We start from the raw sequence: 25235 nt of genomic DNA on the forward strand, positions 1-25235 counted from the left end.
GGGGCGGCACGCCTGGCTGGTGTGCCGCCCCTGCCCTGTGCTGTTACAGGGTCAGCTCGTCTTCATGGTGCACTTGAAGAGGCCGTTCTTGTCCTCGCAGTCGCCGCTCATGCCGGTCTCGAGCCAGTACGCATCGCGGTCGTCGAGACGGAGCTTCTTCGCGAAGCCCGCGGAGAACGCGGACATGGACCCGGAGTTGTGCTTTCCGGAGATCGCCGAGCGTCCGCAGACCTCCTTCCAGGTCGGCTTCATCCCGTCGATGTTGAGCAGGTGCACGCCGTCGGCCTGCTTCTTCGCAAAGGTCTGCACGCACTCGGAGCCGGAAGCCACCGGGTTGAGGCCGTCCTCGCTCTTGGGCTGGCCGGCGCTGTTGTACGAGGCGTTGAACGCGAACTCGTCGCAGTTCGGCTTGTCGGTCGCATCCTGCATCGCGCCCAGGTCGCCGTACTTGTTGGCCCAGCCGTCTTCGTCGCAGACCACGGCACGGTTCTTGCCGTTGCGGCCACCTGGCAGGTAGTAGAGCGGCGTGTTACGGGTCTTCACGCCCATGGTGTTCGGCAGCTTCTCCTGCAGCAGCCAGGCGTGTGCTGCGGCCTGCGGGAACTTGGCCGCGTTGAACGTGTACGTGGGGGCGACGTTGACGAAGATACAGCCGCTCTTGCCGAAGGCCTTCTTCGTGTCGCAGCGGATCATTTCGAGGTCGGACGGGTCGTCCATGCCCCACTGGTAGCCGACGTCCTGGAGGCCGGGCATGTTACCGGCTTGCAGGATCCCGTCGATGCGGAAGTCGGTGCGGAAGTCGAAGGTCCGCTCCTTCTCTGTGTCGTCCCAAGTGAACGTGGTCTTGAGGTTGGCTTCGTGGGTGTCGGCGGCCGACGTCCACAGCGGCTTGCCGTCCCAGTCCTCGTACGGCGCCTTGCCGGGGTCCTTGCACTGCGTATGACCGGTGCAGAACTGGTCCTTCATGACCATCTCGATGGCCCGGAACAGCGGCGAGATGAGAACGGGCTTGATGTTGACGCGCTGCGTCCAGGTGGTGGTGCCGTCCAGCGAGATTTCGCGGGTCATGCTGAAGTACGCGGTGGCGTACGGCTTGCCGTCCATCTTGTAGTAGGCGGGGAGCGTCTTGCTCTCGCACTCGACAGTGCGGGTCGCGAAGGCGGCCCTGCTCTCACCCGAGGGGTTGGTGGCGCACCAGTCGGTCATGCCGTTGGCGGCGAGGGCTCCCGGCGCGCGAGCGGCCTTCTCCTTGGCTCGCTTCTGCTGTTCCTTCAGCTTCTGCTGGACCTCGGGGGGCAGTTCGTCGAACGTGAGGGACGGGCCGAAGCATGCCTGGGCACCGTTCTTGTCGACCGGGCCGCACTGCTCCTTGAGCGGGGTCTTCCTCGCCGTAGGGCTGTTGGAGACGGGAGCTCCCAGGGGGCGGGTGATCAGCCCGGTCGGGACCTGTGCCGACTGGTCCGGGTTCGGGCTGTTCGTATCCGGATCGGGGAGCTTGAGGTCGACGGAGTAATCGCCACCGGTGCTGGTGCCGTTTCCGCTGAACGCCACGCTGACGACGTCGGATGCTCCGCCATCGTTGGCGGTGCGGACGTTCAGGGTGTGCGAGGCGCGGGCGACCGCGGAATGCAGGCCGGTGTCGGCGGAACGCAGGCTAGTGTCGAACGTCACCGACGTCTTACCGACGGCGTCAACTCGCTTCCACGCGGCACCGTCGAGCTGCCATTCCACCCACTTCGCCGTGTGGCCGGCGGGCAGATTGACGGTGAACTCGCCCGGTTTACCGTTGTTGGCGACACTGGTCGGCTTGGCCGGCTTCTCCACGACCGGCACTGCGACCTTGAACTTGGACCACGGTGACCAGTCCGACTCGTACGCCTTGCCGTCGTAGGCGGAGGAGCGGACGAGATAGGAGACGCCGTTCTTCAGCTTGCCCTTGGGGACGTTGACCGAGGCGGGCTTGCCGGATGCCACGAAGTCGGAAACGAGGACGCCGTACTGGTTGGTGTCGCTCAGCTTGACCTTGGAGACCGGCTTCCACGCGGCGTCTGCGGTCCAGACTTCGAACGTGGAGGTCGTGGTGTCGCCGTCCGGGTCGATGACCGTGTTCCGCAGGGCGGGTGTTTCAGTGTTGGTCTGCCACACGTCGGAGGTCTGCGTGAACGGCGGCCCGACCTGGGGCCCCTTGGGGGTGTTCGGTATCCCGTTTGCGGCCCGCCCTGCTGCGCCGGGAGCGCCGAACACGTGGGGCGGTGTCGCCGACGGCTTCTCGTCGGCTGCGGTCGCGCTGACGGTGTCGAGGGCGATCGCCGTCTCTGCTCCGGTACCGAGGAGCGTTGCTATGGCTATGGTCATGGCTAGGGAGGTGCGCCTCATGGTGAAGGCGCCCGATACCCGGTACTTCACTGTGCTGTTTTCCTGTTCGGTGTCCTGGTGCCGAACTTATGTCCGGCACCAGGCATGGGACTCTACCCCCTGGTCTGGACCAATCCACGCTCGGGTGAACTAGAACCACCCGATCGCCGGGCAGCGTTCCTCGCATCTGCATGAGGTGTCGAAGCGTCTCGCCACGGGTGCCCCGCAGGCGGCAGGCTGGGTGAGCTGCGCAGGGCGGACGCCCATCTCGCTCCCGCTGATCTGGTGGGCATCCCTGTCGCCATGGGCCATGCACGGGCCAGCGCAGCATAGAGCGTGGCAGGCAGCAGCCTGAGAGCAACTCGGCGGGCATGTCGAAGGAGGGGCAATGGCGGTCGTGAAGGCCGCCGTTAGGAGGCCGCCGCTCCGCCACCGAGCACCAGCTGGTGCGCGACCACGTCGACCGGTATGGCGAGGGGTCGGCGAGAAGGCTGTTCACCGGCAGGTTCGTGGGACAGGTACAGCGTCTTGCGAGCCTTGGGCACACGGCCGCGCAGGTCTGTCGCGTTGCAGCGCTAAGCTGTCTCCCCTCGTTGTCGATGGAGTCACCGGCTGTGCAAAAGCTGCGCCACGGCCCAGAGCAGAAGCACGGGCGGCGGCGAACGTAGGCCTCCGCAGCCGGCAACACACCGGTGGGCAGGCCGGTGTCAGCCCACGCTTTCGAAGCCCAAGCCCCCGCCAGACCCGCTAACTTGACGGCATGTCGACGCCTCCGGACCCGCCCACCCCATCGGACGTCACCCTCCGACAGCGGCTGCGGAACCGGATGGGCGCGCGATCCTTCCTTAACCGGGCAGCGCACTGGCTCCTCACCGGAGCTTCCTGGTGGCTGCTGACCTTCGGACTTCTGTATGTGGCAGGGGGTGCCTTCCTCGGATGGCGGGCAGCGTACGAAGTTCTCCTCGGCCTGACGGCTCCGGGCCAGACCCGGCATTCGGCTTTCGCCTATGTGCTGAGCCTGTCCGGCTGGTTGCTCGTACCCGCGATTATCGGTGGCGCTGCGGGCTACTTTCTGGGCCGCCAGATTGATGCTCGTCGGCCGCTGTCAGAAGAGGAGATCCGCGATCGGGTAACAAGCCCGGAGCAACCCGCGACGCCGGGACCCGACCGCGCCCACAGGCTCCGCATCCGCTCGCTCGTCGAGCTGGAGGCCGATGAGGGGGAGGGGCGCCGTTTCGTCGAGCGGTACGTCGAGGGCCCGCACGCCGGAAACCGCGAGGCGGCTGAGGAGCACTGGAGCGCCACCATTCAGTTCGTTGCGGACAACTGGGCGCGGCTTGAAGGACTGACGCCCGCGGTAGCCGCAGCTGAGGCCGAGCGGCTTGCGCGTGCAGCCGCGTTCAACGCAGCCCAGCTGGACCGGTGCTTCGTGTGCGACCAAAACCGTCGCGTGTAGTGCTGACCGCTACGGTGGTCTCATGGCGCCCAAGGAGTCGGCCGACCGGGTCGTCGAGCGGATGCTCGGCACCTCATTCCCGGAGGCCTCCTACAGCGTGATCCAGGACGCCGCTCGTGCCACAGCTGATGTCGCACTGCGGCGCGAGCCAACGGAGGCTGATGCGCGGGCCTTTGCGGCCCGTTACCGGGGTCGGCTCCTGCCATTTGAGCTACCGCCTACCGCGACTCCCCGCTCCGGGAGCCCCCGTGAGCGGGGCCCCGCCCCCAGGCGTCGACGGTGGTCGCCGTTCCGGCGGCGCAGGGCAGAGGGTGAACGGCAGGAGACCCTCTGGCAAGAGACCCACCGCCAGGAGGCCTTGATCGCGGCTGGTCAGCGCCGCATGGAGCTGCTGTTGCGGGCCATGAACGATCCCGCCTTGGCAGAGACCGTGTACCTCGGCGATGGCTTCATGGCTCCCCAGACACCAGAGCGGCGTCGCCAGTACCTCTTCGTGCGGGCGATGTACGAAAACATGGTCCTCTCATGGGCCACGGGCGCCATACCTTGGGATGACCTGTTCGTGCACATGCGGGCCTTCCTGCAGAACCCCTTCGTACGGGAGTACTGGTATGCCACCCAGCCTGAGCGGGCCGGTCTGGCGGCTGACAGTCCGGAGGCAGAAGTAGCCAAAATGATCGACAGGTTGGTCCAGGCTCTCGAGGAAGCCGAAGAAGAGTGGTGGACCGTGGGACAGCCCCCCGGCGAGCAGGACTTCTGACCACCGGATCCCTATCTCGACCAAAGGCGGCGCTTGGCCCACAACACACTTACACCGCCCGGCGCCTGACCCATGCCTTAGAGGCTCTAACAAAAGCTGCTGATCATGAGTCGGTTGGCGGTTCTGTCCGTAGGTCTGGGTATGGGAAACCGTCAGTCACGGCCGTGGATCGTCTCGGATGAACTGTGGTCACTGATCGAGCCATTGCTGCCGAAGCCGGGGCCGAAGCTGGTGGAGGGCAGACCGCGGGTGCCGGACCGGCAGGCCCTGTGCGGCATCCTGTTCGTGCTGCACACCGGCATCCAGTGGGAGTACCTGCCCCAGGAGCTGGGCTTTGGCTCGGGCATGACGTGCTGGCGGCGTCTGGCTGCCTGGAACGAGGCCCGTGTGTGGGACCAGCTGCACGTGCTGCTGCTGGAGAAGCTGCGGACGAAGAACCAGCTGGACTGGGAGCGGGCGGTGATCGACTCCTCGCATGTGCGGGCTGCCCGCCGGGGCCCAAAAGCGGGCCCAGCCCGGTCGACCGCGCCCGTCCGGGCAGCAAGCACCACCTCATCGTCGACGGCCAGGGCATCCCGCTCGCGGTCACGCTGACTGGCGGCAACCGCAACGACGTCACCCAACTGCTGCCCCTGCTCGACAAGATCCCGCCCGTTGCGGGCCGGGTCAGCAGGCCCCGCCGACGCCCGAGTGCGCTGCTGGCCGACCGCGGCTACGACCATGACATCTACCGCCGCCAGCTCTGGCAACGCGGCATCCGGCCCGTGATCGCAAGACGGGGCGAACCCCACGGCACCGGCCTCGGTACCTTCCGCTACGTCGTCGAGCGCACGATCGCCTGGCTCCACGGCTTCCGCCGCCTGCGCATCCGATGGGAACGACGCGATGACATCCACGAAGCATTCCTCGGACTCGCCGTCTGCCTGATCACCCACCGCCACGTGCAACCGCTTTGTTAGGGGTTGTAAGTCCTGCGGATAGTTGTCGAGTTGCTCCTCATTGCGGCACAACCATGAGTAACGCCACACTCAGAGACGGCTGTTTGTCCGTTTCGTGGCGAGTGGTCTCCTGGTGAGTTACATGGCTACTGCATACAGTCACGGCTCGGTTCCTTGTAAAGGGAATTCTCATTTTTCGTAACGGGCCGGAGTGGGTTATGTGGAGACACGCGCGTTCGCGCGGGGGCACCGGAGTGCTGGCGAGCTTGCTGGGCGCGGCCGTGGTCGCAACGTTGGTGCCGTTCTCGCCTGTGGCTGAGGCCTCGGCTCCCGCACCGGCAGCGGCGAAGCCTGCAAGCGATCCCCCTTCCGCGGGGCAGGACGGCACTGACGCTGCCATGGCCAAGGCCAAGCGCACGGGGGAGCCGGTGGAGGTGCTTTCCCAGCGCGGTGAATCGAGCGATGTGTACGCCACGCCTGACGGGAACCTCGAGGCGCGTGAGTACCTCAGACCGGTCCGTGCCCGCAAAGACGGGAAATGGGAGCCGGTCGACACCGATCTTGTGAAGGCTGCTGACGGCTCCCTCACTCCGAAGGTGACGACAACTGGCCTCACGTTCTCTGCGGGCGGTGATGCGCCGCTGGTACGTATGACGAAGGCCGGCCGTGAGCTGGCGCTGTCCTGGCCGGGCAAGCTTCCTGAACCGCAGGTTGAGGGAGCGACGGCCACTTATGGCGAGGTACTGCCAGGGGTGGACCTCCGCATGGGGGCGCAGCAGGACGGCTTCACGCAGCTTCTGGTCGTGAAGTCGGCCAAGGCAGCGGAGAATCCGGAGCTGGCGCAGCTGCGGCTAAAGCTGGCCGCCAATGGTGTCGAGGTCGAAGAGACGGCCCAGGGCGGGCTCCAGGCCATCGACGAGGGTGCCAAGGGCACGGTCTTCGAGGCCCCAAAGCCGATGATGTGGGACTCCAGCCCGGGCCCGAGCACTGCGCCGGCCGCCAGGGCCAAGTCCGCACGAAGTGCGGCAGCGAGCCGGGAAGGCCAGATGGCAACCGGTGAGGAGCCGTCGGCCGGCGAGTCCGGGAAGCTCGGCCCCGTCGAGGTGGATGTCCCTGCCGGCGGTCAGGAGCTGGTGCTGACACCGGATACTGGCGTTTTGAAGGGCAAGGACACCACTTACCCAGTGTTCATCGACCCGCAGTGGTCTTCACCCCATGCGACGGCGTGGACGATGGCGTCCAAGCACTGGGCCGACTCAGCTCAGTGGAAGTTCAACGGTGAGCACGACGCGGGCATGGGCTACTGCAACTGGGTCTACTGCCAGCCGTACGACACCAAGCGGCTCTTCTACCGCATCCCCGTCTCCAGGTTCGCCGGCAAGTCGATCCTGTCCGCCGAGTTCGTGGTGCGCAACACGTGGTCGGCCTCCTGCTCGGATCGCACCGTGGAGCTCTGGGCGACCGACGACATCTCCGGTTCCACGACGTGGAACTCGCAGAACAAGTCGGGTTTCTGGAAGAAGAAGCTGTCCTCGAAGTCATTTGCCTACGGCTACAGCGGGTGTGCGGCGAAGGATGCCGAGTTCTCGGTGCAGGCGGCTGTGCAGGATGCCGCCGATGGCCGGGACAAGACCATGACGTTCGGCCTGCAGGCGGCCAGTGAGTCCGATGCCTACGGCTGGAAGCGGTTCTCGGACAAGGCCTTCCTACGGGTGAAGTACAACCGTCCGCCCGCGCAGCTCAAGGCCTCTCAGCTCACGATGGCCTACGGCGGCACGTGCAAGAGCTCGGATAAGGCCGCACGGGTGCGCACGCTTGGGAACGTCTACGCCGTCGATGTGAAGGATCCGGACGGCGACGACGTTTCCGTACAGTTCCAGGCCAAGTGGAGTGGCGGCAGCTGGAAGCCGAGCCGTACGACGGCCAAGGATTCAGGGTCCGTCTTCGCTATCAAGTTGCCCTCGACGATCCCGGTGAACAAGGAGATCAACTGGTACGCGCGCGTGCACGACGGTGAGCAGTACTCGCCCTGGTCCTACGCGGGCAGTCCGACAGCCTGTTACTTCGTGTACGACACCAAGGTCCCCAAGGCTCCCGCCGTTTCCTCCGGCGACTACCCCGAGTCTGATCCCGAGGACCCGAACGACCCCTGGCGGGACGGGGTGGGCAAGTACGGCTCTTTCGGGCTGGACGCGGCGGATAGTGATGTGACGTCGTACTGGTACGGCATCAACGGTGACCCCACCCCGTTGCACAAGGTCACCACGTCCGGCGGTGCCGCCAAGGTAGCCGAGGTGCTGCCGGCCAAGCCGGGGCTGAACTTCATTACGGCCCGCGCCTTCGACTCTGCCGGCAACGGCAGTGAGATCCGCACCTACCAGTACCGAGTCAGGGCCGGTCAGCCCGAGCGGGCCACCTGGCAGCTGGACGAGGAGGCCGCAGACGCCTCCCAGAGCACGGGCTCGACACCGCCGCGCACCGCGCAACTGCACGGCGGTGCTACCCCGGGCGCGTCGGGCGTGCAGGGCAAGGCGGTGTCCTTCGACGGTGTCGACGGGTATGCCTCCACCGACCTTCCGGTGGTCGACACCAGCCGCGGTTTCGCGGTATCGGCCTGGGTGAAGCTGTCGAAGATGCCTGAGGGAGCCGCGGTCATTGCCACCCAGCCGGGTAACCACAGCCCCGGCTTCGAGCTCTACTACTCCAAGACCTACGACCGCTGGGCCTTCAACCAGTACAAGTCCGACACCGCGGATGCGGGTATCGCTCGCGCCATGGCGGACAAGCCCGGCGGCGCGACTGCCGGCAAGTGGACTCATCTGATCGGCTCCTACGACTCGGCGCGCGACATGCTGGAGCTGTTCGTCGACGGCAAGCTCGTGGGCCAGATGGCCTACGACAAGCCGTGGGAAGCCCGCCGAGGGCTGCAACTGGGAGCGGCTTCCTACAACGGTGCACCTTCCGCGTTCTTCCCCGGCGCGATCGATGAGGTACAGCTCTTCGACAAGCCCCTCGCCCAGGACGAGGTCGACAAGCTGCACGCCAAGGACACCATCGGCGACCCGGGCCGGCCCGCGACAGCCGTCTTCGACCTGGACGAGGCGGCCGACGCCACCGAGATCACCGGCCACGGCGGAGTACTCCCCGCGCAATATAAGGGGGGTGTCACCACGGGCATGCCGGGCGTGGCGGGCAAGGCAGCCGAGTTCAACGGCACCGACGGTTACGCCAAGATCGGCCAGACCAGCGGCCCACATGTGAACACCTCGCGCAGCTTCACCGTCTCCACCTGGGCCAAGCTCGACAAGAAGCCCGACGGCGCGGCGATCATCGCTGCGCAGGCCGGCAAGGAGCGCCCCGGCTTCGAGCTGTATTACTCCTCCACCTACAACCGGTGGGCCGTCAACCAGTACTCCGCCGACGCAGCCGATGCGACGCCCATCCGCGCCATGCAACCGGAAGACGATAAGGCGTACGTGGGGGAGTGGGCGCACCTGGTGGGTGTGCACGACACAGTGGCCAACACCTTGACCCTCTACGTCAACGGAAGCCGCGCCGGATCCGTCCCGCTGGCCGGCGCGTTCTATGCCGATCAGTCCATGTACCTCGCTGCCGGTAACTACAGCGGCGAGGTCAAAAACCACTTCCCCGGAACTATTGACGACGTGCGTCTGCTGGACCGTCCCGTCTCGGCCGAGGAAGTCCGTCAGATGTTCAAGCAGCGGCCGCTGGTCAAGGGCCGCTGGAACTTCGAGGACACCTCCAGCTCCTCTCCCGCCACCACGCCGGATCTCTCCGCGGAGAAGCGCCCGATGAAGCTCTACGGAGGCGCGAAGCTCGGCGAGTCCATGATCAACGCTCACGGTTTGGAGCTGAACGGCACCACCGCCTACGCGGCCACGTCCACGATGCCTGTGGACACCAAGTCCAGCTTCACCGTCAGTGCCTGGGCCCAGGCGGCCGCGGCACCGGAACACGACATGGCCGTGCTCAGCGCCGAAGGCAACATCCGCAGCGCCTTCGAGGTCCGCTTCGTGCCCGACGCCAAAGACCCCGCCGAGGGGCTCGGCCGCTGGGAGCTCATCCTCCCGGCCAGTGACAGCGCGGACGCACCGGTGACGAAGGTGGCAAGTACGGAGTTCGAGTCCGTCACCCAGTGGAATCACCTGGCGGTGGTCTACGACGGCTTCGCCAAGGAGATCCGCCTCTACGTCAACGGCAACCTGCAGGAAGTCGCCTGTGGTGACGCGGACGGAGACGGGGAAGCCGACGACACCGCCTGCGAAGACCTGATCGCGTGGGCGGACAACGCTCTGGCGTTCTCCGCCACCAAATCCCTGCAGGTCGGCAAGGCCAAGGGGGACGCGACGGGAACGTACTTCGCCGGCCAGGTCGACGACGTATGGACTATCCAGGGTGCCCTGTCGGATGCACAGATCACGAAGATGGCCAGTTCCCTCTTCGGCCTCCCCACCGACATTCCCGGCGACAGCTGACCCGCGTGCCGGGGAGCGGCCTGCTCCCCGGCCGCACCCCTGTTCCCTTACTGAGCTGGCCATGCCATGCCGCGCAGCGGTGTGCGTCGCCCTGAAAGATTGATTGTTGAGGATGAACAGCAAAAGAAGAGCTCGCCACCATGCCGCCTGGCGGCAACGGGCGGCCCTAGCGGTGTCGGCTGCACTGGTGGGAACCCTGCTGCAAGCTGCCACCGCCCCGCTGGCCGCGGCGGATGACGCTGAGCGCCTGCCCGTGGGGGTTACCGAGAAGCCAGTCAAGGGCCGGGATGCCAAGGCGGCCCGCCCGCGGCTGCAGTCCAAGGGCCTCAAGACGCCCAAGAACGCGCCGAAGGCGGCCTGGCCCGAGCCCGGCACCGCCGTAGTCGACCTCGCTGGCAGCGGATCCGCGAACAAGGCGCAGCCCGTCAAGGCCAAGGGCCTGCCTCTGGCTGTGGGCGCCCCAAAGGCGGCTGCCGTCAAGCGCAGCCGTCAAGGCGCCAGAGCAGTCACCGGCGAGGCGCCGCAGGGCGACATCACGGCCCGGGTGGTCGACCGCAAGACCACGCAGAAAGCCGGCGTGCGTGGCGTGCTCTTCTCGCTCGAAGCCAGTGAGGCCACGAGCGATGCGCAGGGCAAGGTCCGGGCCTCTGTCGACTACTCCCGCTTCGCTGAGGCGTTCGGCGGCGGGTACGGCTCCCGCCTCACCCTGGTCGAACTGCCGGCATGTGTGCTGAAGACGCCGCATAAGCAGCAGTGCCGCACGCCCGAACCGGTTCGTACGGTCAACAACACCGAGAAGAAGACACTGACCGCGGACTCGGTGGCTCTGCGGGCGGGCGGGGCCACGGTTCTGGCTGCCGTCGCGGACGAGAAGAGCGTCAGCGGCGACTACAAGGCGACCTCGCTGTCTGCCTCGGCCACCTGGGACACCAACCTCAACACCGGTGACTTCTCGTGGTCATACGACATGCCGGTGCCCAAGGTTCCGGGCGACCTGACTCCGGAAGTGGGCCTGTCCTACTCCTCGGGAGCAATTGATGGGCGCACCGGCAACACCAACAACCAGTCCTCCTGGGCCGGCGACGGCTTCGACCTGTGGCCCGGCTACATCGAACGCCGCTACAAGCCCTGCTCGGAAGACGGGGAAAAGGGCACGGACGGCAACAAGCCCGGTGACCAGTGCTGGGGCTACGACAACGCCTTCATCACCTTCAACGGCAAGGGTGGTGAACTGGTCCCGCTGCCCGGTGACGCCGACAAGGACAAGGAAACGGATGAGGAGTACCGGTTCAAGCAGGATGACGGGACCCTCATCGTCCGCATGTCCTCCACCGGGCGCGGCAACGGGGACGACAACGGCGAATACTGGCGCCTGACCGACCCCAACGGCGTCCGCTACTACTTCGGATACAACCGGCTGCCGGGCTGGAAGGAGGGCGCGCCGACCACCAACTCCACGTGGACGGCTCCGGTCTTCGGTAACAACGCGGGCGAAGAGTGCCACAAGGACACCTTCGCCGACTCATGGTGCCAGCAGGGCTGGCGGTGGAACCTCGACTACGTCGTCGACCCGCACAGCAACGCCATCGCCTACTACTACGACCAGGAGAAGAACTCCTACGGCCGCAATCTCAAGGCCAAGGACAACACCCGCTATGTGCGCGGCGGCGTGCTGGACCACATCGAGTATGGGCTGAAGTCCTCCTCGCTCTACAGCAAGAAGCCCCTGGCCAAGGTCGACTTCACCACCTCCGAGCGCTGCCTGCCCACTAGCAAGACCGACTGCAGCGACATCGGCAAGGACGCCTTCTACTGGTACGACACCCCCTGGGACATGAACTGCGGCGAAAGCGAGGACTGCGACAAGGGCCGCCTCTCCCCGTCGTTCTTCACCCGCAAGCGCCTGACCGGCGTCACCACCCAGATCCTGAACGGCGACGCCTACAGCAAGGTCGACTCCTGGAAGCTGACCCACGAGTGGGGCCAGGCGGACGTCGACTACCAGTTGCTGCTCAACTCCGTCCAGCGCACGGGGCACACCGCCGACCCCGCAGTCACCGTGCCGAAGACGACCTTCGCCTACAGCCAGATGGAAAACCGCCTGGACAAGATCGGTGACGGCTACGCGCCGTACATCAAGGCCCGCCTGTCCGGTGTCTCGGATGAGTCCGGCGGCCAGATCAACGTGAACTATTCGAAGCCGGCGTGTGCCTTCGACGCCCTGCCGAGCCCGCAGTCGAACACCACCCGCTGCTTCCCGCAGTACATCGGCGGTTCCACCAGCGACGACCCGGAGCGGCACTGGTTCAACAAGTACGTCGTCACCTCCACGACGACCACCGACCGCACCGGCGGCGCGGCGGATGCGGCGACAACGTATGAGTACCTGGGCGACGCGGCCTGGCACTACGACGATGACGACGGTCTGACCAAGCAGAAGTTCAAGACCTGGTCGCAGTGGCGCGGCTACGGCCACGTCCGCACCAAGACCGGCGGTCAGGGCGGCGCCGATGCACTGAAGTCGCAGGAGGACAGCTACTTCCTGCGGGGCATGGACGGAGACCGCAAGGAACCCTCCGGCGGTACGAAGAACGTTTCGGTCAGTCTGGGCGACGGCGAAGGCGACCCGATCGCCGATCATGAGTCGGCGCAAGGTTTCCCCTACAAGACTGTCACCTACTCGGGCCCGGGCGGCAAGGTCCTGGCCAAGACGGTAGACCGGCCCTGGCACCACGAGACCGGGAAGAAGAGCCGCGACTGGGGCACGGTGACATCCAACTTCACCGGCACCGCTCACTCCAAGACCTGGACCTCCCTGGACGACGGGGCGGGCGCGGACTGGCGCATCACCTCCACCGCGACGGAACACGACACCGTGGCCGGGCGCGTCACCCAGGTCGATGATCTCGGCGACAACAGCACGGCCGACGACAATCAGTGCACCCGCACCACCTACGCCACCAACACCGAAGACAACATCCTCACCCTGCCTTCCCGGGAAGAGACCGTCGCCACCAAGTGCGCCGACACCCCCGACCGCGCCAAGGACGTCCTCTCCGATGTCCGCACCGCCTACGACGGCGGAGCCTACGGAGCCGCGCCCACCAAGGGGGATGCCAGCGCAACCGCGACGCTGAAGAAGCACGACGGCACCAAGGCCACCTACCTGGAAGCCCGTGCCACCTTCGACTCCTACGGCCGCACACTGGCCACCACCGACCTGACGGCGGATGTCACCGTCACCGGCACCGGCGACCCGGTCGTGGCCGTGCGCAAGGACGGCCGCACCACCACCACGGCCTACAGCCCGGCCACCGGGATAGCCACAAAGATCACCGAGACCAGCCCGCCTACCAAGGCAGCCGACCCGGCCTCGGCACAGACCACCGTCACCGAACTGGAGCCTCTGCGCGGCCAGCCCGCCACCAAGATCGACACGAACGACAAGCGCATCGAGATGACGTACGACGCGCTGGGCCGTTCCGCGAAAGTCTGGCTGGCCGACCGCAAGACGAGCCAAACCCCCAGTTACCAGTTCAGCTACTTCGTGGACGAGGGCAAGGAAGTCGCGGTCCGCAGCCAGACACTGAACAACGAAGGCGGCCAGGTCGCCACCTACACGATCTACGACGGGTTCCTGCGCGAACGCCAGACTCAGACTCCCGGCCCCGACGGCGGCCGCATTCTCACCGACACCTTCTACGACGAACGCGGCCTGCCCAGTAAGACATTCGCCCCCTACTTCGAGGCCAAGGAAGCACCGGGTCGAGCCCTGTTCAAGCCGGACAACGCCTGGAGCGTGGAGAGCCAGACCCGCACCACCTATGACGGACTCGCACGCCCCGTTGAGGAGCAGCAGATCGCCGGCACCGGCGACGGCGGCAAGGTCCTGGCCACCACCAAGACCATCTACCGCGGCGACCGCACAACCGTCATCCCGCCAGCAGGCGCCACCGCTACCACCACCCTCACCAACGCCCGCGGCAAGACGACCGAGCTGCGCCAGCACCACACCCGCAGCCAGAGCGCGGTCTTCGACACCACGTCCTACAGCTACTACCCCGGTGGCCAGCTCAAGAAGGTCACCGATCCCGCGGGCAACGACTGGACGTACGAGTACGACCAGCTGGGCCGCCAGACGAAGTCGAGCGACCCTGACAAGGGCACCACGGACTCCACCTACGACGACCGCGGGCAACTAACCACCACCACTGACCAGCGCGGCACCGTGCTTGCCAGCATCTACGACAACCTCGGCCGCAGAACCGAGCTGCGCAAGGACGGCGCCACGGGCGATCTGCGCGCCAAGTGGGTCTACGACACCATCGCCGGGGCCAAGGGGCAGCTGGCCGAGTCCACCCGCTACGTGGACGGGCAGGCCTACACCTCAAAGGTCACCCGATACGACTCGCAGTACCGGCCGATCATGACCGCTGTGGTCATCCCCGACAGCGAGAAGGAACTGGCAGGCACCTACCAGAGCGGCACCACCTACTTTCCCTCCGGCCTGGTCAAAGGCGTGAGCTACTCGGAGGCGGGCTCCCTGCCCGCCGGCGGGTACTCCACCACCTACGAGAAGCAGACGCTGCGCCCCATCTCCGTACTGGGTGATGGCTTCCAGGCCGACACCAGCTACACCCACACCGGCAAGCCCTACTGGAACGAATTCGGCAGCACCAACGGCAAGAAGACCAAGGTCACCTACAGCTACGAACAGGGAACCCAGCGCCTGGCCACCTCACGGGTCGACCGCCAAGACCAAAGCGGAGTGGATCAGCACAACTCCTACCGCTACGACGAAGCGGGCAACATCCTCTCCGTCGCAGACGTCTCCCGCACCGGCACCGACACCCAGTGCTTCACCTACGACTACCTGCGGCGGCTGACTGAAGCCTGGACCCAGGGCGACAAGACATGCGCCACCGCCCCAGCCGCGGGCAAGACCGGCGGACCGGCCCCGTACTGGCACTCCTACACCTACGACAAAGCTGGTAACCGACTCACGGAAACCCTCCATGACGTCGGCGGACACAGCAGCAAGAACACCGAGCGCACCTACGACTACCCCAAGCCGGGCACACCACAACCACACACCCTGACCTCCGTCACTACGGAGCTGCCCGGAGGCACCACCACCAAGGACTCTTACGGCTACGACCCCACCGGCAACACCACCACCCGCACCCTGCGCGGTGACACCCAGACACTCACCTGGGACGCCGAAGGCCACCTGGCCAAGGTCAGTGAACCTGTCGAGGGCGAGAAGGATAAGGTCACCGAGTACCTCTACGACACGGCAGGCAACCGCCTGATCGGCCGCACACCGACCGAGACCACCCTCTACCTCGGCCACACCGAAGTCATCCTTCCCAAGGGTGCCGCTAAGGCCAAAGCCACCCGCTATACCCCCCTCGGCAGCGGTCACCAGGCCGTCAAGGACGACGACGGCACCATCACCTTCACCACCGCGGACCACCAGGGCACGGGACAACTCTCCATCGGGGCAGCGGATCTGAAGCTGGCCCAGCGTCGCACGCTCCCCTTCGGTGGGTTGCGCGGCGAGACACCGAAGTCGTGGCCAGGCACCAAGGGCTTCGTTGGCGGCACCGACGACACCAAGTCGACGGGCTTCACCCACCTTGGCGCCCGCGAGTATGACCCATCCACCGGCCGCTTCCTCTCCGTAGACCCAATAATGGATCTGACGGACCCCCAGCAGAACAACGGTTACACATACGGCAACAACAACCCCCTCACCTTCCCCGACCCCACGGGCGAAATTCCCTGCAAGGATGGCGTCAAGCAATCCTGTGGTTCCACCTGCTCCATCATGGTGTGCACGGGCGGCGGCGGTAATAGGGGTGGCGGAGGACGCGGCGGGGGCGGTGGTGGCCACACCTGGGGCGGCGGCAGCAACTCCGGCACCACAGCCGGCTCTCAGGCTCGTCAGCAGTATCGATGCGGCGGGTTCTGCCCGCAGTCTGGTTACGGTACCGGTGGGGACAAGTTCCTCAAGGCTCAGGCGCAAGACCACACCCCGGTCCCCGACTTCTTGGATACGCTAGCGAGCGCGGCCAAAGCCGTCGTCCGCAAGATCACCAAGGGCCCGGATCCTCGGACTCTATGCAACCCAGATGATCGCACGGACTGCAAAGAAGTCGTGCCTCTCACTGGATCAATCGATGTAGGGCCCGGAGGCCTCGCACGGAGCCTCGTTGGAGCTGCGGCCAAGTCCGCTACCAGCAAGGCGGTCGTCGGGGGAGCCCTCAAGGACCTGCCTAAGGACTACTCGCGGCGTACCGTGGGAATCCTTGATGTCGGGGGAGACCGGCTTCCTATGATCAGCGGCCCCGGAGGGCAGTCCGAACTGCTAAAGAACCTCCCAGGTCGATTGAAGGCGAATTCAAATCACGTAGAAACACACGCCGCCGCATTCCTGCGATCTAATGCAGGAATCAAGAAAGCGGTGCTGTACATCGACTATCCGACGGGAGCGTGCGGCACGTGCAAGAGCACGCTGCCCGACATGCTTCCGGAAGGCGTTAAGCTGTGGGTTGTTTCTCCTCGAAAGACTGAAACATTCGTTGGTCGCGCAGACTAACAAATATAGATGAAGGGGAGGGTCGAATTTGGAGATTCGACCCTCCCCTTCGCGTACGGCCTACCAGGGTAGCGGCTCTTCCGTTACGTCACGAGTGTCTAGATGCGAGAGCCACTCAATCTCCGAATGCTCCGACCAATACAGGTTCCGCAGCTGATTGGCCGCCAACATGACGTCGTATCCGGCTTCAGGGAGATCTCCCGGATGCACCAGCGCCAGCCATTCCTGGCCGACCACAACTCTTGCCCCTGGGGCTGGCCAATTCCACGTAGGGAAGGGCAGCTCGCGGGCATCAGGCCACGCGGAGATAGATTCTTCACTTACTCCGGATGCAGTCTTCTTTACTGGCGCACCCAAGACCGCCTCAAGCACGGTCGCATGAATCAAGAATTCCCAAAGATTCTCACCCGTGGGAGTCCACTCCGACCCACCAGATGGATCTCTTTCATATACCGGACCATCCTGCCTACGAGGATCGAAGGACCAAACCCAATTTCCCTGGTTCTCCACCCAGAACGGAACTTTCCCGCCCTCGCGCTGGAGTTCCGGCAACGGAATAGCATAATTGTGAGAGTTGATCACATCACCCCATCGGGATGCAATCTCATGCCACTCTACTAGCGCACTTGGCGCTAGGCTCGACTTGGCCGTACGCACTGCAGGCAGATTCGGCTCTCCGTACCAATCCCTAAGGAAGTGAAGCAAGCTCTCTCTGTCCACTGGAACGATTGAAGTCATGAAATCATTATGCGGCATGCCGAGGTAGCGACGGCGACCAGACCGTGTGATGTCACTGTGCTTCCAGTCCATCGCATTGACCTCTGCCGGGCGGTGAGCGTCGCGGAGTCTGCTGCGAAACGACGTCGGCCAGGGGCTAGGTCGTCCGGTGGCTTTAAGTACATCCCCTCACTCGGCGGCCACCATCGCATGCCATGCGCCCGGGCGCATGCCTGTCGCCCTCTGGAAGAACACCGAGAAGTTGGACGCGTCGGGGAAGCCGAGCGTGTTGGCGCAGGCGGCCGCAGTGAGGCGGTCGTGTGCGAGGAGCCGTTTGGCTTCCAGGACGATCCGATCGACGATGTACGCCTTCGCGCTGCGGCCGGTGACCTGCTGCACCGCTCTTGTGAGGGTGCGGGGGGCGTATCCCAGTGTCCGGGCGTAGTAACCAACATCGTGATGTTCCCGGAAGTGCGCGTCGACGCTGGACCGGAACAGCCGGAACACCGGATTGATCGACCGTACTTCGGCGTGGGGAGGCCGTAGCCGGGCGATGAGCGCGGAGAGCAGGATCTCAGGCAGCTCCATCGAGATATCCCCGGGTGGGGCGGATGCTTCGAGGAGGAGATGGTCGCGCGCGGTGTCGACGAACGGCCAGTCCGCGTCGGGAATGCACCAGTGTGCGACCAGGTCCGGGGACGCGACGAGTTCCCGGGTGGCGTGGGTGACCGGCGCGGTCGGCACGAACAGCACGGCGTGCCCAGCCACGCCAGCGATGTCATCCCATCGGTGCACAGCTCCAGGAGCGACCCACACCGCGGACCGCTCCTGGAGCGGGTGTCGGAGGAAGTCCACGGTGACGGATCCGTGCCCGGCATCGACGACGGCGAGGACGTGGAAGTCGGCACGCTGCGTCCCGCCGTCGTTCAGCTCGCGAAGGCGGTCGAACGTCATGGTTTCGACAGTGGCGGCACGGCGCCCGACGCGCTGGTAAGTCATCTGGCGGATCACGGCCATCTGTCCAGTTTCCACCATCAGGCGACCAGTCGTGCCGATGCCCCGGCGCAGCGGAAGAGATTCGATGAACACACAGAACAACCGCCTCAGAACCTTGATCGGGAGAGTCACGATGAACATGACGCAGCAGCCGCTACTGCCCGCTTACGACCACCGGCGGGGGACCGGACCGACCCTGGTATTCCTGCACTACTGGGGTGGATCCGCCCGCACCTGGGACTTCGTCGTCGACCGCCTCGCTGGACGCGACATGCTCACTGTCGACTTCCGCGGGTGGAGCCGCTCGAGCAACCTGGTCGGCCCCTACAGCCTCCGCCAACTCGCCGACGACACGCTCGCCGTTATCGCCGACGCGGGCGTCACCGACTACCTCCTCGTCGGGCATTCCATGGGTGGCAAGATCGCACAGCTCATAGCGGCGACCCGGCCCGTGGGCCTGCGCGGGATCATCCTCGTCGGTTCCGCTCCGGCGAAGCCCGCCGTAGAGATCACTGCCGAGTACCAGGAAGGCCTTTCCCACGCCTACGACTCTGACGAGTCCGTCGCCGGCGCACGGGATCACATCCTCACCGCGACCGAGCTGCCCGAATCGATCAAGTCGCAGATCGCGACCGACTCGCGGGCCAGCTCCGATGCCGCCCGCACTGAGTGGCCGCTGCGCGGCATCGCGGAGGACATCTGCGAGCACACTCGCATGATCAGCGTCCCCGCCCTCGTCGTCGCCGGAGAGAACGACCATGTCGAGCCCGTCGACGAGCTCGTCAACAACCTGGTGCCCTACCTCTCCGGAGCCGACTTCACGGTGATCCCGAACACGGGTCACCTGATCCCGCTGGAAGCTCCGGCCGATCTCGTCGAGGCAATCACGGCCTTCGCACCAGCAGTCTGACCATCAGCACGGCCTGCAAATCGACTTCGTCCACGATCACACGCGGGACGCCCCGCCGCATGACAGCGCGAGACTGAATCCCAGCCCTCCCGCGTTGATAGGCACTCCGCCAGACCTGCTTGCCGCGGCCGGCCGGGGGTCCCTGAACTCTCGGCAGGACCCGTGCTTCCTCGAGCCGCTCGTCGTCACTGGGGAAGAACAGAGCGGGGAGCATCTGGTTGAGCCGGCCGGCGATTCTGTGGATCGGCGCCTATGCGGCTGGATGGTCGACCGTGTTGCAGAGGCCGACCGCCTTCAGCCGCGGGCCCTCCGGTTGATCGTCACCGGTGGAGGGACGGGTGGCCACACGTACCCGGCCCTCACAACGGTGCGTACCTTGCAGGCCCGGCTCGCGGCACAAGGCCGCGCCCTGGAAGTCCTGTGGGTAGGCAAGGCTGACAGTCTGGAATCCAGGGTCGCGGCCGCCGAGGGAATCGCGTTCACGGCAGTCGCCACGGGCAAGATCCGTCGCTCGAAGAACCCCCTGAAACTCGTCTCACCGGCGAACGTCGCGGACATGAGCCGTGTCCCCCTTGGCGTCTTCCAGGCACGTAAGGTGATCAACGGGTTCCGTGCCGACGTGGTGCTGGCCACCGGCGGATACGTCGCAGTGCCCGTCGGGGTAGCCGCCACCAGGCTGTGCCACGTACCCCTGGTGGTGCACGAGCAGATGGTGCGGCTGGGCGTGGCCAACAAGGCCCTCGCCGCAGCAGCGACCCGTGTGGCCGTCTCTTCCGAGTCCACCGTGCCACTCTTGCCGGAAGCGGTGCGTGCCTTGACGGTGGTCACCGGCAACCCGGTGCGCCCCGAAGTCTTCACCGGTCAGGGAGAGAAGGCCATCCAGGCTTTGAACCTGCACGGGTTCGACCGTCATCTGCCGACCATCTACGTCACGGGTGGCGCCCAGGGGTCGCAGCAGATCAACGATGTCGTGTGCGGGGCGCTGCCGTGGTTGCTCGAGCACGCCAACGTCATCCACCAATGCGGCCGCGACAACGTCGAGAACCTGCGCCAGCAGACAGCACACCTGCCTGCGTCGAGCGCGGCGCGCTTTCACCTCACTGGTTACGTCGGTGCCGAGCTGCCCGACGTGCTGGCCCTGGCCGACGTAGTGATCTCCCGTAGTGGTGCCGGGACGATCAGCGAGCTGACCGCGCTGGGCAAGGCGGCGGTACTCATCCCGCTCGCGACCTCGGTCGGCAACGAGCAGGTGCACAACGCGCGTCACCTGGCGGACAACGGGGCGGCCGTCGCACTGGTCGACGAGGTGTCGGCCGAGCGGCTGCAGGCCGCGGTGGCACCGTTGCTGACGGATGCGCAGCAGCGCTCGGCGATGGCGGAACTGGCCCGGTCCTACGGGCGCCCCGACGCCGCCGAGCGCCTGGTCGATGTCGTGCTCGCGGCCGCCAGAGCGTAGGCCCCTGCCGGTCAGGCAAGGTGCTGCGCCACGGCCGCCTCGATGGTGGCCACGCAGGCGGTGAACACGTCCCCGCCCTGCCTCTAGGGGTCGGCGACGTCCTGGTCGCCGAGGAACAGGGCGAGCTTGCCGGCGATCGCTTCATCGGTGCAGCCGCGCAGCTCCGTCAGTACTGCGCGGTCCATCGCCAGGACGGTGTCCGCCCACTCCAGCAGAGTGGTGCTCATCTGGGTGGCGCGGTGGCTGCGCAGGTCGTAGCCGTGGGCGGCCGCGATAGCGATCATGTAGCGGTGGGCGGGCATGCCGACCCATTTGTCGCGCAGGCCTGCCGAGCGCACCTCCACGGCCGGGCCGCCGCGGTGCGCGAGCACACAGGCGGCATAGGGAGAGCAGCAGATGTTGCCGAGGCACACGGTCAGGATGTGCACGTGCCCTCCACGGCGTGATGCTCTGCCGGGCGGCGTTCGCTACGGAGACCGTCGCGGGTGCCAGCGTTGGATCGTGCTGGCGTCGCTTGGTACCGAAGGGGGCTCGGCGCTCGTTCAGGAGGCGGCGCGTCGGTGAGCGCGGGGTGGTGCGTGGGCATAGGGGTGGCGCGACCTGGCGCGATCGTCCGCCATACCCGGCTGAGTGACTGGCGCATATTCGCGCTCTGTTGCGTTGCAGTCTGACCGATCTGGATCGAGTTCCGATCGGAGTCGCAAAAGCGAACGAGAGAGAACCGCAAGTGTCCCATTAACGGACTGTAGTGATGGTGCCTCGTCTGCGTGAACGGTACGTTCGGCGGCGTACGAGCAGCCCCGGCCCGGACGCCACATCTGAACCAGGGCTGACTCGCCATCTGTTCGGATCACTGATCTAGGAGGGCGTATGCCTCCCGACCACATTCCAAGCCGACCGGTGCGGACCGTCCGGCTGAAGGGACCCGAAGCTAGCATCCCTCGACAGGTCTGGGCTAAACCCTGCGAGCAGCGTGACCAGCAGGTCAACATGCAGCTCGGCGGGGTCATTTCGGCACTGTTCGCGGTCGTCGTGCTCGTCATGCGGCCCGAGTCGAGCGAATTCGCGCTTACCGTCGTGCCGTTCCTCGTGCTCGCCCTGCGCCGCTCGTATGTGCGCTACCGGCGTATTTCCGTCACCTGACGCCACCGGTGCCGTGGGGCTGCTGCCGACAGCGGCCCCACGGCACCCGGCTGGGTCGCCCGCGGACCGGGCGGCGATCAGAGAAGCTCCCGAGAGCAATCTTCGGGGCGCTGTGGAACCCCCCAATTCCACCTGAGATTCCCGGTAGCACACCCCCGAAAGGGACTACACGACATGACTCCGAAGGACCAGGCCCCCAGGTGCGCCAACCCTGGTTGCACCAAGCCGGTCCCGCAGACTGCCAAGCCCCGCCCGGGCCGGCCCTCGCGGTACTGCTCCGACGCGTGCGGGCGCGCCTACCGCAAGCTGTCCGGCCTCCAGGGTGAGAGCGACCACGACGCCTATGCCGAGCAGGTCGTCGGTGAATGCGTCCACCACCTGCAGAGCGTCAAGGACCTCATCACCGAGGGGCGGCCGCTCGAGGCCCTCGAGCAGATCGCGCTGTTCGAACGGGAGGTGCAGGACCTGACCGCCGCTGTGGTGCAGCAGGCCCGCGGGCACAAGAAGAAGTCCGCGGACATCGCCCGCGCCCTGAACGTCGGCACAGACAACGTCAGCCGCCACTGGTCCGCGGAAGCCGCTGGCCGCCGCCGTCAGCTGCGCGCCCAGCGCCGCCAGCCGCCGCCGGCCGCCGCCGCGCCGGTGCGGGCCGTCCCCCGCCAGCGCCCTCCGCACCGGACCGCAGCTCCGGGCCCGGGGGAGCAGACCACGGAGACCACCGATGAGGGAATCCCCGCCAGGGACCTGGACCACCCCGGCCAGGTACTGGCCCGGGCGTTGTCCCAACTCCAGCGCACCAGCACCCTCACGTTGCGCGCGCTCGGCAGGAAAGCCGGCGTCTCCGGCTCCTACATCTCCCGCGTCCTGACCGGTGACCGCCTGCCCTCCTGGCGGATCACCCGCGTGATCGCCACCGCCTGCGGTGCCGACCCGGCCGACCTGCTGCCCCTGTGGAATGAAGCCCGCGGCCTGCGCCCCGCCGAACCTGTGAACCTGAGCGCCGCCCTACGCGGCCTCCTGCTCGCCGACGCCAACCCCGACGTCGCACAGCTCAGTTCACGCCTGGACCACACCCTGTCCACCCACGAAATCTCCACCATCTTGGAGGGCGCCCACGTCCCCGAATGGGAAACGATGGGGCGCCTGGTCAGCGCCCTGCACGGACGTCCCGAAACCATCCGCCCCCTCTGGGCGGCCGCCAGGCCTCACCCCGACCGCATCACCGCCCCGGATGTCAGCCCTCTGCCTGCCGGAGCCTTCGGATGAGTAACCTCGCCCGGGCCTCCACCTTCCGCCCCGCCACACCGGACCCGCCGTGCCGGCACCCAGGCCCCCGCGGCGCACCCAGCCGCCCGCGGCTCACCACCCCGACCATCGGGGCAGGCACCCCGCTCGCCCTCCCGCCGGCCTTCGAGGCGTTCTGTTCCCTGCACCACAACTGTTACTTCGGCTACGCCCACGCCCATCTGCCGCACCACGAGGCGCAGCACGCCGTCGCGGCCACCTTCGGCCACCTCATCACCCACTGGCCGTACGTCATTAGCCGCCCCAATCCAGGTGCCTACGCCTGGGAACAGCTCGTGGCCCACACCGGCAGCCGCTCTTGCCCCCTGCCCCTGACCGCCCACTCGCCACTGCAGTACGACGTGGCCGTCCTCCACCACGGCCTGGGCCACCCGCTCACGGCCGTGGCCGCCGCCATCGGCATCGAGACCGCCATGCTCAACCATCTCGTGCGCACCTGGCAGGCGCCGGGGTTGGTGTACTGAGCTGCGGAAGGGCGACAAAGTCACCGGTGCCCTACAGGTTCTCGCTGCCGTGCTGCTGCTGGCCCTTGTCCTGGCCCTGTCGTCGTCGCCGAGCTGGGGCTGCTGCGCCTCCGGCTTCGGCGGTCCGCCCGGATGCATTGCCGGTGACGGATTCGGGCGCGCCGAACGCGGCGAGGATCTCCAGCTTGGCGTTCGCGGAGGCATGCTCGTAGTTCATGGCGCGGGGCTTGGCCGCTCCGGCCCCGGCGGTACGGACTACGTCGACACCGGCGATGACCGACAGGTGACCGGCGTACTCCGACCCCAGATCGAGCCGGGTCAGGGTGCCGGCGCGGCTGTGGGTCTTCTCGACGAACACCCCGCGCTTGCTGAGCAGGATCTGCCCGGAGAGATGCTCGCGGAACATCGGGCCCGTCTCCAGCGGGTTCGCTCGCCCGTTGAGCAGCCGTAGAAGGGGGTGATCGGGGAAGGTCTCATCGAACTCGCCCTCTTCGGTCAGGCCGCGGCCCAGCTCCAGCGGAAGCCGGGAGGCGTGTTTGCCGATGGTGTCGACGGCTTTGAAGACCCAGACGACGCGCTCGTACCCCTCGGTGACGACACGGTCCATGTCCCAGCCGTCCGCGCGGCCCCCGGTGCCCCACATGTTGCCAGTGCCCGCGTACATCGTCGACGTGTAGGCGCCGCCTCCCGACCAGGAAATCGTCTTCGTCTCCGGCTCGGTCGGCGCAGAGTCACCGGTCAGCAGAAAGTGCAGGGCGGGAAGGAAGCGGCGGCCGGCCATCAGCGCACCACACCCGAGGTCAGCCACATGCCCGCGCCGACACCGAGGGCGGACACCGCGGCGAGTCAGCCGATGGGGGAGAAGACCCAGATCAACGCGAGCGCGAGCGCCACCCCCGCCACAGTGGAGCAGACACCGACTTGGTGAGCAGTCTGGCCCGGCCGGGGCCGCTGATACATCGTCCACGAGCCGAATCCGAGCAACACCGCGGCGACCAGCCCAGTGCCGGGCCGCTGGACGCGCGGCGAACGCGGCGGTGACGAGGCCAGCCACTCCGGTGACCACCAGGAGCAGCCCCGCCAGTTCGCGTGCGAGCCGCGCCCCGGCACGATGGCGGCCGGGGTTGTCCTTGGATGTCGTGTTCACCCGGCGGAAGCTAGGAACGCCCCGGGTTAACGTCGCGTGGTCACCCGCCCTGGTCCTACATGTGAGGGCGGGAGACGTCGGCAACGTAGGCCTTGAGGCCGTACCGGCTGTAGGTGCCGCCCTCGACGAGCTTGGTGCCCGGCGGCGGGGCCGGGGCGGGCTTGCGCTTCGCCCGCACAGACTGGTCACCACCGATCAGATGCCGGTTGTCGACGAGGGCTTCGCAGTCGTAGTCGGAGACGTCGGCGAAGGGCCGCCTGCAATTCCTGCAGTAGGTGTCCAGCGCGTCGATGCGCTGCTCGACCTTGGTCTTGAAGGAGCCGCGGAAGTCCGCGACGCGCGCCACGGCCTCCTCGACGGTGATCTCGGCAGCGACAACCCACTTGTGCGGGTGACTGATTGTGGTGGCGAGACGGTGTGATGACTCGTCGGTCACGTGCAGGTATCTCCCAAAGGATTCTGGGCCTGCTCCAAGGCCATGGTCACTCACA

The 25235-nt window shown here is 66.6% G+C and carries 15 protein-coding genes; 10 read left to right on the forward strand and 5 right to left on the reverse strand.

Features of this window, described 5'->3' with window-relative positions:
• Positions 1-51 precede the first annotated feature (51 nt).
• A complete protein-coding gene (locus AB0H82_RS10850; protein WP_362991043.1) occupies positions 52-2355 on the reverse strand; it encodes a hypothetical protein in 2304 nt (767 codons plus the stop codon).
• A 760-nt stretch (positions 2356-3115) separates the two neighbouring features.
• Between AB0H82_RS10850 and AB0H82_RS10855 the strand changes: the two genes are divergently transcribed.
• The 5 genes from AB0H82_RS10855 (at position 3116) to AB0H82_RS10875 (ending at position 16606) form a co-directional block, all read left to right on the forward strand.
• Complete coding sequence (locus AB0H82_RS10855) at positions 3116-3811, forward strand: DUF6313 family protein (RefSeq protein ID WP_362991045.1); 696 nt, start codon at positions 3116-3118, stop codon at positions 3809-3811.
• A 22-nt stretch (positions 3812-3833) separates the two neighbouring features.
• Positions 3834-4571 carry a DUF6082 family protein gene (locus AB0H82_RS10860; RefSeq protein WP_362991047.1) on the forward strand — a complete coding sequence of 246 codons (738 nt, stop codon included), beginning with the start codon at positions 3834-3836 and terminating at the stop codon, positions 4569-4571.
• Between the two features lie 141 nt (positions 4572-4712).
• Positions 4713-5530 (forward strand): IS5 family transposase gene (locus AB0H82_RS10865; protein ID WP_362991049.1). Its coding sequence is split into 2 segments (ribosomal slippage): positions 4713-5048 and positions 5051-5530, totalling 816 coding nucleotides; the frame shifts between segments, so codons are not numbered across the junction.
• 377 nt (positions 5531-5907) lie between these two features.
• The gene (locus AB0H82_RS10870; protein WP_362991051.1) at positions 5908-10005 is read left to right on the forward strand and encodes a LamG domain-containing protein; all 4098 of its coding nucleotides are present in this window, start codon (positions 5908-5910) and stop codon (positions 10003-10005) included.
• A gap of 112 nt (positions 10006-10117) precedes the next feature.
• On the forward strand, positions 10118-16606 hold the full coding sequence (locus AB0H82_RS10875) for an RHS repeat-associated core domain-containing protein (protein WP_362991157.1): 6489 nt from the start codon (positions 10118-10120) through the stop codon (positions 16604-16606).
• A 906-nt stretch (positions 16607-17512) separates the two neighbouring features.
• On the opposite strand, the gene AB0H82_RS10880 is transcribed toward AB0H82_RS10875, so the two are convergent.
• Entirely contained in the window at positions 17513-18340 is an 828-nt protein-coding gene (locus AB0H82_RS10880) for a helix-turn-helix transcriptional regulator (RefSeq protein WP_362991158.1), read from the reverse strand.
• Between the two features lie 112 nt (positions 18341-18452).
• Between AB0H82_RS10880 and AB0H82_RS10885 the strand changes: the two genes are divergently transcribed.
• Both AB0H82_RS10885 and AB0H82_RS10890 read left to right on the forward strand, forming a co-directional pair.
• Positions 18453-19229 carry an alpha/beta hydrolase gene (locus AB0H82_RS10885; RefSeq protein WP_362991053.1) on the forward strand — a complete coding sequence of 259 codons (777 nt, stop codon included), beginning with the start codon at positions 18453-18455 and terminating at the stop codon, positions 19227-19229.
• Positions 19230-19491: 262 nt separating this feature from the next.
• Positions 19492-20685: a UDP-N-acetylglucosamine--N-acetylmuramyl-(pentapeptide) pyrophosphoryl-undecaprenol N-acetylglucosamine transferase gene (locus AB0H82_RS10890; protein WP_362991055.1), complete on the forward strand. Its 1194-nt coding sequence runs from the start codon at positions 19492-19494 to the stop codon at positions 20683-20685.
• Positions 20686-20768: 83 nt separating this feature from the next.
• Here the strand turns inward: AB0H82_RS10890 and AB0H82_RS10895 are convergent, their stop codons facing one another.
• Positions 20769-21113, reverse strand: a complete 345-nt coding sequence (locus tag AB0H82_RS10895; protein ID WP_362991057.1) for a low molecular weight phosphotyrosine protein phosphatase — start codon at positions 21111-21113, stop codon at positions 20769-20771.
• A gap of 442 nt (positions 21114-21555) precedes the next feature.
• Between AB0H82_RS10895 and AB0H82_RS10900 the strand changes: the two genes are divergently transcribed.
• From AB0H82_RS10900 to AB0H82_RS10910, 3 genes are all read left to right on the forward strand, one after another.
• Positions 21556-21828, forward strand: coding sequence for a hypothetical protein (locus AB0H82_RS10900; protein WP_362991058.1), 273 nt, complete (start codon positions 21556-21558; stop codon positions 21826-21828).
• A 174-nt stretch (positions 21829-22002) separates the two neighbouring features.
• The gene (locus tag AB0H82_RS10905) at positions 22003-23094 is read left to right on the forward strand and encodes a helix-turn-helix transcriptional regulator (protein WP_362991060.1); all 1092 of its coding nucleotides are present in this window, start codon (positions 22003-22005) and stop codon (positions 23092-23094) included.
• Positions 23091-23597 carry a hypothetical protein gene (locus AB0H82_RS10910; RefSeq protein WP_362991062.1) on the forward strand — a complete coding sequence of 169 codons (507 nt, stop codon included), beginning with the start codon at positions 23091-23093 and terminating at the stop codon, positions 23595-23597. Before AB0H82_RS10905 ends, AB0H82_RS10910 begins: the two co-directional genes overlap by 4 nt.
• Before the next feature lie 31 nt (positions 23598-23628).
• Here the strand turns inward: AB0H82_RS10910 and AB0H82_RS10915 are convergent, their stop codons facing one another.
• Positions 23629-24378: a hypothetical protein gene (locus AB0H82_RS10915; protein WP_362991064.1), complete on the reverse strand. Its 750-nt coding sequence runs from the start codon at positions 24376-24378 to the stop codon at positions 23629-23631.
• A 421-nt stretch (positions 24379-24799) separates the two neighbouring features.
• Positions 24800-25180, reverse strand: coding sequence for a hypothetical protein (locus AB0H82_RS10920; protein ID WP_362991066.1), 381 nt, complete (start codon positions 25178-25180; stop codon positions 24800-24802).
• Between the last annotated feature and the right edge of the window lie 55 nt (positions 25181-25235).

The organism is Streptomyces sp. NPDC050732 (genome assembly GCF_040654255.1).
Classification (GTDB): Bacteria; Actinomycetota; Actinomycetes; order Streptomycetales; family Streptomycetaceae; genus Streptomyces.